Raw genomic sequence first — 13,469 nt, 5'->3', positions numbered from 1 at the left:
ATTGGCCAGGACTGCTGAGGGTTGTCATCTTGAAAAAATCTCTATCAACCGTGGTGCCATGTTGTCCAGCGCAAGAATCTGCGCAGCCGCATCGATGGCCGCCGCCGCTTTGGGCATGCCATACACCGCACTGCTCTGCTGGTCCTGGGCAATCGTCACACAGCCCTGCTGGCGCATCAGTTTAAGCCCCTGCGCACCGTCGCGGCCCATGCCGGTGAGCAAAACGCCCACCGCGTCGCCATGCCAGAAATTGGCGACGCTTTCGAAAAACACATCGATGGAGGGCCGATAGATCTCGTTGACCGGTTCGGCCGTGTAGGCCAGGGTGCCGTCCTTCAACAGACGCAGATGATGGTTGGTACCGGCCAACAACACCGTGCCGTTTTGTGGCGGTTCGCCGTGTCGCGCCAGGCGAACCTTGTGGCCCGACGCACTGCTCAGCCACTCGGCCATGCCGGCGGCAAACACCTCGTCCACATGCTGGACCAGCACGATGGCCGGCTCGAAGTGCAGCGGCAGGCCCTTGAGCAAAACCTCCAGCGCAGCCGGTCCGCCCGCCGACGAGCCGATGGCCACCAGGCTTCTGCGGGACGCGGCCGGACGCGGCGCAGCCGGCGCGGCACGTTCACGGTGACCACGTTCGCCGATCAACCAGCCGATGTTGGTGATCTTGCGCAGCAACGGCGCCGCCGCGTCTTCGGGATTGCCCACGCCCAGGGCCGGTGTATCGACCACGTCCAGCGCGCCATGGCCCATGGCCTCGAACACCCGGTGGACGTTCTGCTGGCTGTCACCGGTGACGATCACGATGGCGCACGGGGTTTCGGCCATGATCCGCCGGGTGGCCTCCACGCCATCCATGATCGGCATGAACAGGTCCATGAGGATCAGGTCCGGGGTGTATTCGGCGCAGCGCTGCACAGCCTCCGCACCGTTGGCGGCGACCCAGACCAGTTGATGCGCTGGCTCGAACGCCAGGGCACGACGCAGGGCCTCGACCGCCAGGGGCATGTCATTGACGATGGCGATTTTCAAGCACGAGCTCCTCCGATGAGTTCGACCACGGCATCGAGCAAGGCGTCGTCATGGAAACTCGCCTTTGCCAGATAATAGTCGGCTCCGGCATCCAGGCCACGACGGCGATCTTCTTCGCGGTCCTTGTAGGACACCACCATCACCGGCAGCGATTGCAAACGGTTGTCGCGGCGCAACAGCGACACCAGTTCGATACCGTCCATGCGCGGCATGTCGATGTCGGTGATCAGCAGGTCGAAATCCTCCGAGCGCAACGCGTTCCAGCCGTCCATGCCGTCCACCGCTACGGCTACGTCGTAGCCGCGATTAAGCAGCAGTTTACGTTGCAGCTCGCGCACGGTCAGGGAGTCATCCACCACCAGGATCCGCTTGCGCGCAGCCTGGGCCTGGCTGTGGCGGGCGATGCGTTCCAGGCGCCCGGTATCGAGCAGCTTGTCCACCGAGCGCAGCAGGTCTTCGACGTCGACGATCAACACCACCGAACCATCGTCCAGCAAGGCCCCGGCGGAAATGTCCTGGACCTTGCCCAGGCGTTCGTCCAGCGGCAGGACCACCAGGGTCCGCTCGCCGATGAAGCGCTCCACCGCCACGCCGTAGATCGCCTCGCGCTCGCGGATGACCACCACCTTGAGGTGCTCGCCACTGTTCTGCGTAGCCGGGCGATTGAGCAACTGGCTGGCCGCGACCAGCCCGACATGCCGGCCTTCGTGCCAGAAATGCTGGCGCCCCTCGACCTGTACGATGTCTTCCGGGGCCAGGTCGCACATGCGCTCGATATGGGCCAGGGGAAAGGCATAGGCCTCATCGCCGACTGCCACCACCAGACTGCGCACCACCGAAAGCGTCAGCGGTACCTCAAGGTGGAAACGGCTGCCTTCGCCCGCCGTCTGCTCCAATGTCACCGCGCCGCGCAATTGCCGGACCAGGTGCTGGACCGCGTCCAGGCCGACACCGCGCCCGGACACTTCGGTGACCGTGTCCCGCAGGCTGAAGCCGGGCAGGAACAGGAACGTCAGCAGTTCCTCTTCACTCAGGCTGGCGGCGGTCTGTTCGGGAGAAAGGCCGCGCTCGACGACACTGCGCCGCACCCGCTCGAGGTCCACACCCGCGCCGTCGTCCGCCAGTTCCAGCACCAGCAGGCCGGCCTGATGGGAAGCGCGCAGGCGGATCAGGCCTTCGGCGGGCTTGCCGGCCAGCAACCGTTGCTCCGGGGTTTCGATGCCATGGTCCACGGCGTTGCGCAGCAGATGGGTCAGCGGCGCTTCGAGTTTCTCCAGGACGTCTCGGTCGACCTGGGTTTTCTCGCCCTCGATCTCCAGGCGCACCTGCTTGCCCAGGCTGCGGCCCAAATCACGGACCATCCGCGCCTGGCCCGACAGCACATCGGCGAAGGGCCGCATGCGACAGGCCAGCGCCGTGTCGTACAGCACTTGCGCCCGTTGGCTGGCCTGCCAGGCGAACTCGTCCAGCTCGGCGGTCTTCTGCGCCAGCAACTGCTGGGTTTCGGCCAGCAGGCGACGGGCATCGCCGAGGGCTTCCTGGGCCTGTAGGCTCAGGGCGTGGTCCTTGAGGTGCACGTTCAATTCTTCCAGGGCGCGCAAGCCGTTGCTCTGCTGGCGCTTGAGCCGCTGCATCGTCGCCAGCCAGGGCTTGAGGCGCTGGGTTTCCACCAGGGATTTGCTCGACAGATCCAACAGGCTGTTGAGCCGTTCGGCGGTGACCCGCAGCACCCGCTCGCCACCTTCGGTGACCCGCTTGCCCTTGGCGGGCTCTGACGCTGGCGCGACCGGCTCCGGCGGCTCGACGGTGGCCGGCTCGGCGGGCATCTCGATCTTCGGCGGTGTCACGACCGGCGCCTGTGGCGCGGCGGGATCAAGCAAGCGGCCCATCAGCGCCACGTAACCATCGACGTCCGCCGCGCCGACGCTGTTGCCCGGCGTGGCGATACGCGTCAACAGGTCGGTCCCTTGCAGCAAGGCGTCGATGTGTTCGGCGCCCAGGACCAGGCGACGCTCCTGGGCACCGACCAGGCAATCCTCCATGACGTGAGCCACGCTGACCCCGGCGTCCACGCCGACGATCCGCGCCGCGCCCTTGAGGGAGTGCGCCGCGCGCATGCACGACTCAAGGTAATCGGCCTGGGTCGGATCGCGCTCCAGGGCCAGCAGGCCGGCGCTCAGCACCTGGGTCTGGGCTTCGGCTTCCAGGCTGAACAGCTCCAGCAGCGAGGCGTCGCGCATCTGATCGGGGGTCATGACAGGCTCCGGGTCACGGCGGACAGTAGCTGTTCCTCATCCAGCCAGCGCAGGCTGCGACCCTTGTAATGCAATACGCCACGGGTGTACTTGCCGCCGGATTGCGAAGCGGCCGCCAGGATGCGCTCGTCAATGGCATGAATGCCGTCCACCTCGTCCACCGGCACCACCACCGGCCCGCCCTGGGCCGCGACGATCAACATACGCGGCATGATCCGCCCGCCGGCCGCCGCTGCCGAGCCGGGTTCCAGCCCCAGCAGCTCGACCAGCGACAGGCAGGCCACCAGCGCCCCGCGCACATTCGCCACACCCAACAACGCACGCGAACGCTGGTGCGGCAACGAATGGATCGGCTGCAACGGCGCCACTTCCACCAGGCTGCGGGTGGTCAGGGCCAGCCACTCTTCGCCCAGGCGGAACATCAGCAGCGAACGCGTCACCACATCGACGTCCACCGGGGCATGGGGCAGGTCCCGGTCGTCCTGCTGCAAGGCATAGCGGTCCAGCAAGCGGGTGGCCGCGGCCGAATACACCGAGCAGTTGCGGCAGTGGATATGATCGGCCAGCAACGGGCAGGATTTGTCGCCGTGCACGCCGATGCGGTTCCAGCAGTCGTCGATTGCCTGGGCATCGTCATGGGTAACGTTATAAGAAGCCGAACCGCTCATCATGTACGCTCACTGTCAGCCGCGCGCCCGCTGCGGGCGGCGCGTTCCTGCAATCGACGGGCTCCGGCCGCGTCTCCCTGGGAAGCCAGCAATGCCGCCAGATGCACCAGGGCCTCGGCGTGTTGCGGCTCAAGATAAAGCGCCTTGCGATAAAAACCCTGGGCTTCGAGCGCACTGCCAGCCATGTCGCTGAGCAGGCCCAGCCAATAAAACACCTGGGCGTTGGGCGTGTGGCTACGCAGGTATTGCTCGCAGGCCGCACGGGCCTCGGCGCTTTTACCGCCGTTGGCCAGGGCGGCGATGCTGGCCAGCAAGGTGGCGGCGTCACTGCTTTGTGGTTCGACAATCGGCGTCACGCTCGCCATGAACGGACGGGGCCGCACCACGGGAGGAACGACACGGGGCGGTGCCTGGCGAATCGGCAACGGCGTCGGCAACAACGCCGGCAACGGCTGCGGATCAGGAACGCCCTGACGGCTGAAGGCGAACGACTGGGCGGCCCCGATCGAGCGCATGCCCAGCCGCCCGAGCAAACTGCCCTCGGCGGGGCCAATGAACAGCACACCGTCCTGATGGGTCAGGCGCTTGAGCACTTCGAACACCAGACGTTGAGTGGGTTGGTCGAAATAGATCAGCAAATTGCGACAGAACACAAAGTCGTAAGGCGCTTCGCTCGCCAGCAGTGCCGGATCCAGCAAGTTACCCACCTGCAGGCGCACCTGTTCGCGCACCCGTTCGCTGAGGCGATAGCCCTCCCCGTCGAGGGTGAAATGTCGCTCACGAAAACCGAGGTCTGCGCCACGGAACGAATTCCTGCCATAACGGGCGTCCCTGGCCCGTTCTATCGACAGGGGGCTGACGTCCAGCCCGTCGACCTTGAACTGATGAGGCTCCAGGCCCGCATCGAGCAAGGCCATGGCGATGGAGTAAGGTTCTTCGCCGGTGGAGCACGGTAAACTGAGGATACGCAGGGCGCGCAAATGCCTGATTTCGGCCAGGCGCTTGACGGCCAGTCGGGCGAGGGTCGCGAAGGAGTCCGGATAGCGGAAGAACCAGGTCTCCGGGACAATCACCGCTTCGATCAGCGCTTGCTGCTCCTGGGTCGAGGCTTGCAGGCTTTGCCAATACTCATCGGCGGTTCGTCCGGGTACGGCGATAATGCGCTGGCGCACGGCCCGCTCGATGATGGCGGTGCCGATGGAGGTGACATCCAGACCGATGCGCTCCTTGAGGAAATCGAAAAAACGCTGGTCGCTGTTCATGGCTGCGCCTCGACGCCATCGAGGCTCAACGGCGGCGTGGGGAACAGCACGGCACGGACCGATTCATCGAGCAGGTCGTTGACCCGTACCCATTGCAGCAACCCCTGGGCGTCTTCGCGCACCGGGCCCAGGTACGGCGCCTGTCGGTTATCCAGGCCATAAGGCTGGAACTCCAGCGGATCGCAGCGCAAGGTGTCGGTGGCCTGTTCCAGGATCAACCCCAGTACCTGCCCGGGCAATTGCTCGTCGGGCCGGTAATGCACCAGCACCAGCCGCGTACTGGTACGGGCCTCGGCGCGTTGGCCGAAGGCCAGGCTGCACAGGTCGATCACCGGCACCACGGTCCCGCGCCAGGCGAACACCCCCGCCACCCAGGCCGGTGCCCGGGCGATCGGTTTGAGAAGCAGGCGCGGCAGCACTTCCACCACATCGATGGCCTGCAGCGCATAGCGCTCGTTGCCGATGCAAAACATCAGGAACAGGGTTTGACGGGCCGCCGGCGCGGCGCCACGCCTGGCCTCGAATTCGCTCATCAGACTTTGAAACGCGAAACGCCGCCACGCAGCCCGACGGCCACCTGGCTCAACTCGTCGATGGCGGAACTGGCCTGACGCAAGGACTCCACGGTCTGGCTGCTGGCATCGCCCAGTTGTACCAGGGCATGGTTGATCTGCTCGGCACCGGTGGCCTGGGCCTGCATGCCCTCGTTGACCATCAGCACCCGCGGCGCCAACGCCTGGACCTGATGGATGATCTGTGACAACTGCTCACCGACCTGCTGCACCTCGGCCATGCCACGGCGTACCTCTTCGGAGAACTTGTCCATGCCCATCACGCCGGCCGACACGGCGGACTGGATTTCACGCACCATCTGCTCGATGTCATAGGTGGCGACCGCCGTCTGGTCGGCCAGGCGTCGTACCTCGGTGGCGACCACGGCGAAGCCGCGACCGTACTCGCCGGCCTTTTCGGCTTCGATGGCGGCGTTGAGGGACAGCAGGTTGGTCTGGTCGGCCACCTTGACGATGGTGACCACCACCTGGTTGATGTTGCCGGCCTTCTCGTTGAGGATCGCCAGTTTGGCATTCACCAGGTCGGCGGCGCCCATCACCGAGTGCATGGTTTCTTCCATCCGCGCCAGGCCCTGCTGGCCGGAACCGGCAGCCACCGAGGCCTGGTCGGCGGCGGTGGAGACTTCGGTCATGGTGCGCACCAGATCGCGGGAGGTCGCCGCAATCTCGCGAGAGGTGGCGCCGATCTCCGTGGTGGTGGCGGCGGTTTCCGTGGCCGTGGCCTGTTGCTGGCGGGAGGTGGCGGCGATCTCGGTCACCGAGGTGGTGACTTGCACCGACGAGCGCTGGGCCTGGGACACCAGGGAGGTCAGTTCGGCCATCATGTCGTTGAAGCCGGTTTCCACTGCGCCGAACTCATCTTTGCGCGCCAGGTTCAGGCGTCCGCTCAAGTCGCCGCTGCGCATGATCTCGAGAATTTCCACGATGCGGTTCATCGGCGCCATGATTGCGCGCATCAGCAACAGCCCGCAGAGCAGCGCGATGATCAGCGCGACGAGAAACGACAGGCCCATGGCGACCTTGGCCGCCGTCACCGCCTCGCCGATGGTCTCGGTGGCTTGTTCCGCCAGCTCACGATTGCGCTCGATGATGTGATTCAGATGCCCGCGCCCGCCGATCCAGGCAGGCGTCAGCTCCTTCTCCAGCGCCAGCCGCGCGCCTTCATATTCCTTGCGCTGATACAGGTCCAGGACCTTCGCCATGGCCTGGTTGTATGCCTGGTGATTGGTCTCGAACTCGTCGAAAGAGGCTTGATCGGCTGGGTTCTGGATCAGCTTTTGATAGTTCTGTATTTCTTCGCGCAGATGCTGCTCGAAGCCCTGGTAGCGGGCCTTGTCCTCGGCGGTGATCTCCCGGTTGCCCGAGAGGCCGACGATCTGCTGGGTCAGGACGTAGCTGTCGACCCAGCCCCCGCGGATCATGGAACTGAAATACACGCCAGGCACTGCATCGGAACGTACCCGCTCTTCACTGTCCTGGATCTTCAACAACCGCGAATACGAGACAACCACCATCAGCAACATGATGGCGATGATCACTGCAAAACTCGCCAGGATGCGTTGGCGCAACGTCCAGTTCTTCACAGTAAAACCTCGGAGGGACTTCGAAATGCTGGGGAGTATAGCCGAGGGTCGTGGTGTGCTGAGTGTGTCGGAAACGACTCCAGCAATCGACACCAAACCTAATGTGGGAGCGAGCCTGCTCGCGATAGCGGTGAATCAGTCACATTCATGTCGACTGGCTGTCCGCTATCGCGAGCAGGCTCGCTCCCACAAGGGGGATGGTGATTTACAAGGCAGCCTGTCGCACCTGATTCTCCAGCTCCACCTTCAACCCCGGCTCCAGCTTGAGCTGCCGTGCCAGTTCATCGAGGTAGGACTTTTCCATGAAATTTTCCTCGTCTACCAGCATCACGCTGGCGATGTACATTTCCGCGGCCATTTCCGGGGTGCCGGCGGCGCGGGCAACGTCGGTGGGGTCCAGGGGCTTGTTGAGTTCGGCGTGCAGCCAGTGGCGCAACTCCTGGTCACTGTCGAGCCTGGTGAATTCGCCCTCGATCAACTGCCGCTCGCGCTCATCCACATGACCATCGGCCTTGGCCGCCGCAACCAAAGCCTTGAGGATGGCCTGGCTGTGCTGCTCGACCTGTGCCGGGGGAATGCGGTCCAGGGTCTGGGGCTCGGTTTGCGGCGCATGGCCCTGCTGGGCCTGCCAGTTGCCATAGGCCTTGTAGGCGATCATGCCCAGCGCGGCGAGACCGCCGTAGAGCGCCACCTTGCCGCCCGTCTTGCGGACTCTCTTGTTACCCAGCAGCAACCCCATGGCGCCCGCTGCCAATGCACCACCGCCAGCACCGGAAAGCAGGCTGCCAAGCCCGCCAGCCCCAGCCTTGCCGCCCAACAGGTCGCCGAGCCCGCCGGCTGGTTTGTTCTGCGCGCCGCCCGCCTTGTTCTGCAACAGATCCTGGCCGGACTTGAGTAACTGATCGAGCAATCCACGGGTGTTCATTTCGCTGCCTCCATGTGTTCGGGTAACCGGATTAGCAAGGCCACCAGCCTAAATCGAAAGTGCGCGAAGTCGTCGGCGAGATTGCTTCGAGATGTTGCTCACATCATCTCACCGCCTCCACTGCCCATCAGGAAAAACGATATACACTGCAAAACATCGATAAAAACAGCCCACCGGGTATTCAACCCATGATGACCCTGCGTCAGATTCGCCATTTTATCGCCGTGGCCGAGACCGGCTCGATTTCCGCCGCTGCGCAAGCCGTGTTCATTTCCCAATCCACCCTGACCCTGGCCATCCAGCAACTGGAACAAGAGATCGGCGTCAGCCTGTTCAACCGCCATGCCAAGGGCATGACCCTGACCCATCAGGGTCACCAGTTCCTGCGTCAAGCCCACCTGATTCTTGCCACCGTCGACAACGCCAAGCGCAGCCTGCAACAAAGCACCGATCAGGTGGCCGGCCATCTGACCGTCGGGGTCACCAGCCTGGTGGCTGGTTACTATCTGGCGGACCTGCTGACCCGTTTCCAGCGCGCCTACCCGAATGTGGTGATCCGTGTCATGGAAGACGAACGACCCTATATCGAGCACTTGCTGGTCAGCGGTGAAATCGATGTCGGCGTGCTCATCCTGTCCAACCTCGAAGATCGCCACGCCTTGCAGACCGAAGTGCTGACCCATTCTCCCCATCGTTTGTGGCTGCCGGCCCAGCATCCGCTGCTGGAGCACGACAGCATCAACCTGGCGGACGTCGCCTACGAGCCGCTGATCCAGTTGAACGTCGATGAGATGGAGCGCAACGCCCAGCGCCTGTGGCGCGGTGCCGGCCTGCAACCGACGATCACGCTGCGCACCGCCTCGACCGAAGCGGTACGCAGCCTGGTGGCGGCGGGACTGGGCGTGTCGATCCAACCGGACATGACCTACCGCCCCTGGTCCCTGGAAGGCGACATCATCGAAGCGCGCCCGATCGCCGACCTCAACCAGACCCTCGATGTCGGACTGGCCTGGCGTCGCGGCACGTCGCGACCGGCACTGGTCGATCCATTCCTGACCGTCGCCCGGGAACAACCCCATGGCGGACGCAAGCCATCTATTTAATCGAATGCAGGCTTGAGTATTTAGAATTTGTCGGCCCGAAGGCCGCGCACTAGTCTTGCTGCATCCCCCGGCCCATCCAAAAGAGAAAATCAAACATGGCTGGCACGCAAACTCCACTGTGCACCGCGTTGCTGATCGATGGGGAGCTCGTCGCTGGCGAGGGATTTGTCGAGCCGATCCTCAACCCGGCCACCGGCGAGGTACTGGCCCACATCGCCGAGGCCAGCATCGAGCAGGTCGAGACTGCAATCCTCGCCGCTCACCGCGCCTTCGATGGATGGTCGCGCACCACCGCGCAACAGCGCTCGAACCTGCTATTGGAAATCGCCAGCACCATTGAAAAGAATGCCGATCACCTGGCCCGTCTCGAGTCGCTGAACTGCGGCAAGCCACTGCACCTGGCGCGACAGGATGACCTCAGCGCCACGGTGGATGTGTTCCGTTTCTTCGCCGGCGCCGTGCGCTGCCAGACCGGCCAGCTCAGCGGCGAGTACCTGCCCGGCTACACCAGCATGGTGCGCCGCGACCCGATCGGCGTGGTGGCGTCCATCGCGCCGTGGAATTACCCGATCATGATGGCCGCGTGGAAAATCGCCCCGGCCCTGGCCGCCGGCAACACCCTGGTGTTCAAACCGTCGGAACACACGCCGCTGTCAATTCTCGCCCTGGCGCCAATACTGGCCGAGATCCTGCCCCGAGGTGTCATCAACGTCATCTGCGGCGGCGGCGAAGGGGTCGGCAGCCATCTGGTCAGCCATCCCAAGGTGCGCATGGTCTCGCTGACCGGCGATATCGTCACCGGCCAGAAGATCCTCCAGGCCGCGGCGAAAACCCTCAAGCGCACGCACCTGGAGCTGGGCGGCAAGGCACCGGTGATCGTCTGCGACGATGCCGACATCCAGGCCGTGGTCGAAGGCGTGCGCACCTATGGGTACTACAACGCCGGCCAGGACTGCACCGCCGCCTGCCGGATCTACGCCCAGGGCGCCATTCACGACCGGCTGGTGGCCGAACTCGGCACGGCGGTCAGCAGCCTGCGCTTTGCCGGCAAACGCGACGCCGACAACGAAATCGGCCCGCTGATCAGCACCCGCCAGCGCGACCGTGTCGCCAGTTTCGTCGAACGCGCCCTCGGCCAGCCGCACATCGAGCGCATCACCGGCGCGGCGGTGCATTCCGGTGCCGGCTTCTATTACCAGCCGACCCTGCTGGCCGGCTGCAAGCAAAGCGATGAAATCGTCCAGCGCGAGGTGTTCGGCCCGGTGGTCACCGTGACCCGCTTCGACGAACTCAGCCAGGCAGTGGACTGGGCCAACGACTCCGAATACGGCCTGGCGTCCTCGGTCTGGACCCAGAACCTGGACAAGGCGATGCAGGTGGCGGCGCGGTTGCAATACGGCTGCACCTGGATCAACAGCCACTTCATGCTGGTCAGCGAAATGCCCCACGGCGGCCTGAAGCGTTCGGGCTATGGGAAAGACCTGTCCAGCGACTCGCTCCAGGACTACAGCGTGGTGCGCCACATCATGGCCCGCCACGGCCAGCATTTATAAACAGCACTACGCTGATAACAGGCCATCCATGGCGCTTCACCCGTTGAAAACACTGCCCCGACCACAATTAAAGCAAGAGGGATTCCCATGTACGCGCACAAGACCGTATTACTCAGCGCAATCACCACGGCACTGTTGACCAGCATCAGCGTCCAGGCCGCCGAACCGCTCAAGGCTGTCGGCGCCGGTGAAGGCCAACTGGATATCGTCGCCTGGCCGGGTTACATCGAACGGGGCGAAAGCGACAAGGCCTACGATTGGGTAACCGGGTTCGAGAAGGAAACCGGCTGCAAGGTCAACGTGAAAACCGCCGCAACCTCCGACGAAATGGTCAGCCTGATGAGCAAGGGTGGCTACGACCTGGTCACCGCCTCGGGCGACGCATCGTTGCGACTGATCGTCGGCAAGCGGGTGCAACCGATCAACACCGCACTGATCCCCAACTGGAAGAACCTCGATCCGCGCCTCAAGGACGCGCCGTGGTACGTGGTCAACCAGCAGACCTATGGCACGCCGTATCAATGGGGGCCAAACGTGCTGATGTACAACACCAACGTGTTCAAGCAGGCACCCACCAGTTGGAGCGTACTGTTCAGCGCCCAGGCCCTGCCCGATGGCAAGCCGAACAAGGGGCGCGTGCAGGCCTACGACGGGCCGATCTACATCGCCGATGCAGCGTTGTACCTCAAGACCGCCAAGCCCGAGCTGGGCATCAAGGATCCCTACCAACTCGACGAAGCCCAGTACAAGGCCGTGCTGGAGCTGCTGCGGGCCCAGCAACCGCTGATCCACCGCTACTGGCATGACACCACCGTGCAGATGAGTGACTTCAAGAACGAAGGCGTGGTGGCGTCCGGCGCCTGGCCGTATCAGGTCAACGGCCTGGTCAACGAGAAACAACCGATCGCCTCGACCATTCCGAAGGAAGGCGCCACCGGTTGGGCCGACACCACCATGCTCCACACCGAGGCCAAGCACCCCAATTGCGCCTACAAGTGGATGGACTGGTCGCTGCAACCGAAGGTCCAGGGTGATGTGGCCGCGTGGTTCGGCTCCTTGCCGGCGGTGCCTGCGGCGTGCCAGGGCAGCGAGCTGTTGGGGGCTGAAGGTTGCAAGACCAACGGTTTCGACCAGTTCGACAAGATCGCCTTCTGGAAAACCCCACAGGCCGAGGGCGGCAAGTTCGTGCCGTACAGCCGCTGGACCCAGGATTACATCGCGATCATGGGCGGGCGGTAGGGCTGATCGGTCGGTGTAAAAACCACAGATGAACACTGCCTTTGTGGCGAGGGGATTTATCCCCGCTGGGCTGCGAAGCAGCCCCCAAAGTGACGCCTCTGAGTATCAGACAGCTTTGGGTCGTCTGCTTTGGGGCTGCTTCGCAGCCCAGCGGGGATGAATCCCCTCGCCACAGGATAGGTGCCCGCCACCACTATTGATTCCACAGCAGTCGCGCTTTATGGAGCACCGCACCATGACTCTCGCAGTCCAGTTCACTCACGTCTCCCGTCAGTTCGGCGAGGTGAAAGCCGTTGACCGGGTTTCCATCGATATCCAGGACGGCGAATTCTTTTCCATGCTGGGCCCCTCCGGGTCGGGCAAAACCACCTGCCTGCGGCTGATTGCCGGTTTCGAACAACCGAGCGCCGGCTCGATCCGCATCCATGGCGAGGAGGCCGCCGGGCTACCGCCCTATCAACGGGACGTCAACACGGTGTTCCAGGATTACGCCCTCTTCCCCCACATGAACGTGCGCGACAACGTGGCCTACGGCCTGAAAGTCAAAGGCGTCGCCAAGGCCGAGCGCGTCAAGCGCGCCGACGAAGCGCTGGAGATGGTGGCCCTGGGCGGCTATGGCGAGCGCAAACCGGTGCAGCTCTCCGGCGGCCAACGCCAGCGCGTCGCCCTGGCCCGTGCGCTGGTCAATCGTCCGCGGGTGTTGCTGCTGGACGAACCCCTGGGCGCCCTCGACCTGAAGCTGCGCGAACAGATGCAAGGCGAATTGAAGAAACTGCAGCGCCAGTTGGGTATCACCTTCATTTTCGTCACCCATGACCAGACCGAGGCATTGTCGATGTCCGACCGGGTGGCGGTGTTCAACAAGGGTCGTATCGAACAGGTCGATACGCCGCGCAACCTGTACATGAAACCGGCGACCACCTTTGTCGCGGAATTTGTCGGCACCTCCAACGTGATTCGCGGCGAACTGGCAACACAACTGAGCGGTTATCCACAACCGTTTTCGATCCGCCCGGAACACGTGCGTTTCGCCGAGGGTCCGTTGAGCGGCCATGAGATCGAAGTCCAGGGGCTGCTTCACGACATTCAATACCAGGGCAGCGCCACCCGCTACGAGTTGAAACTTGCAAATGGCCAGACCCTGAACCTGAGCCAGGCCAACACTCAGTGGACCGACAACAGTACCTTGCACCAGACCGGCCAGCAGTTCACGGTCCGCTGGGCCCGCGAGGCGATGATCGCCCTGCACGACACCATCGGCGGCGAGGCCTGAG

General features: G+C 63.9%; 11 protein-coding genes. 4 read left to right on the top strand and 7 right to left on the bottom strand.

Features of this window, described 5'->3' with window-relative positions:
- Positions 1-24: 24 nt before the first annotated feature.
- The 7 genes from LOY67_RS05275 to LOY67_RS05245 form a co-directional block, all read right to left on the bottom strand.
- Positions 25-1,035, bottom strand: a complete 1,011-nt coding sequence (locus tag LOY67_RS05275; RefSeq protein WP_265066251.1) for a chemotaxis response regulator protein-glutamate methylesterase — start codon at positions 1,033-1,035, stop codon at positions 25-27.
- Entirely contained in the window at positions 1,032-3,290 is a 2,259-nt protein-coding gene (locus LOY67_RS05270; RefSeq protein WP_265066250.1) for a hybrid sensor histidine kinase/response regulator, read from the bottom strand. The genes LOY67_RS05275 and LOY67_RS05270 overlap by 4 nt, the downstream gene beginning before the upstream one ends.
- Positions 3,287-3,958 carry a chemotaxis protein CheW gene (locus tag LOY67_RS05265; RefSeq protein ID WP_265066249.1) on the bottom strand — a complete coding sequence of 224 codons (672 nt, stop codon included), beginning with the start codon at positions 3,956-3,958 and terminating at the stop codon, positions 3,287-3,289. Before LOY67_RS05265 ends, LOY67_RS05270 begins: the two co-directional genes overlap by 4 nt.
- Positions 3,958-5,220, bottom strand: a complete 1,263-nt coding sequence (locus LOY67_RS05260) for a CheR family methyltransferase (protein WP_265066248.1) — start codon at positions 5,218-5,220, stop codon at positions 3,958-3,960. The genes LOY67_RS05265 and LOY67_RS05260 overlap by 1 nt, the downstream gene beginning before the upstream one ends.
- A complete protein-coding gene (locus tag LOY67_RS05255; protein ID WP_265066247.1) occupies positions 5,217-5,753 on the bottom strand; it encodes a chemotaxis protein CheW in 537 nt (178 codons plus the stop codon). Before LOY67_RS05255 ends, LOY67_RS05260 begins: the two co-directional genes overlap by 4 nt.
- A complete protein-coding gene (locus tag LOY67_RS05250; protein WP_265066246.1) occupies positions 5,753-7,375 on the bottom strand; it encodes a methyl-accepting chemotaxis protein in 1,623 nt (540 codons plus the stop codon). Before LOY67_RS05250 ends, LOY67_RS05255 begins: the two co-directional genes overlap by 1 nt.
- Positions 7,376-7,580: 205 nt before the next feature.
- Complete coding sequence (locus LOY67_RS05245; protein WP_265066245.1) at positions 7,581-8,300, bottom strand: tellurite resistance TerB family protein; 720 nt, start codon at positions 8,298-8,300, stop codon at positions 7,581-7,583.
- Between the two features lie 188 nt (positions 8,301-8,488).
- On the opposite strand from LOY67_RS05245, the gene LOY67_RS05240 reads away from it, so the two are divergent.
- The 4 genes from LOY67_RS05240 to LOY67_RS05225 all read left to right on the top strand — a co-directional run bounded on the left by LOY67_RS05240 (position 8,489) and on the right by LOY67_RS05225 (position 13,468).
- A complete protein-coding gene (locus tag LOY67_RS05240; RefSeq protein WP_265066244.1) occupies positions 8,489-9,403 on the top strand; it encodes a LysR family transcriptional regulator in 915 nt (304 codons plus the stop codon).
- A gap of 95 nt (positions 9,404-9,498) precedes the next feature.
- Positions 9,499-10,956: a gamma-aminobutyraldehyde dehydrogenase gene (locus LOY67_RS05235; protein WP_265066243.1), complete on the top strand. Its 1,458-nt coding sequence runs from the start codon at positions 9,499-9,501 to the stop codon at positions 10,954-10,956.
- Positions 10,957-11,043: 87 nt separating this feature from the next.
- The gene (ydcS, locus tag LOY67_RS05230; protein WP_265066242.1) at positions 11,044-12,195 is read left to right on the top strand and encodes a putative ABC transporter substrate-binding protein YdcS; all 1,152 of its coding nucleotides are present in this window, start codon (positions 11,044-11,046) and stop codon (positions 12,193-12,195) included.
- A 235-nt stretch (positions 12,196-12,430) separates the two neighbouring features.
- On the top strand, positions 12,431-13,468 hold the full coding sequence (locus LOY67_RS05225; protein WP_265066241.1) for an ABC transporter ATP-binding protein: 1,038 nt from the start codon (positions 12,431-12,433) through the stop codon (positions 13,466-13,468).
- The last annotated feature ends 1 nt before the right edge of the window (position 13,469 follow it).

The sequence above is a fragment of the Pseudomonas sp. B21-056 genome, from assembly GCF_026016325.1.
Taxonomy (GTDB): Bacteria; Pseudomonadota; Gammaproteobacteria; order Pseudomonadales; family Pseudomonadaceae; genus Aquipseudomonas.
The sequence above is the reverse complement of the archived record's forward strand: the minus strand, read 5'-3'. Positions and strand labels throughout refer to the sequence as shown.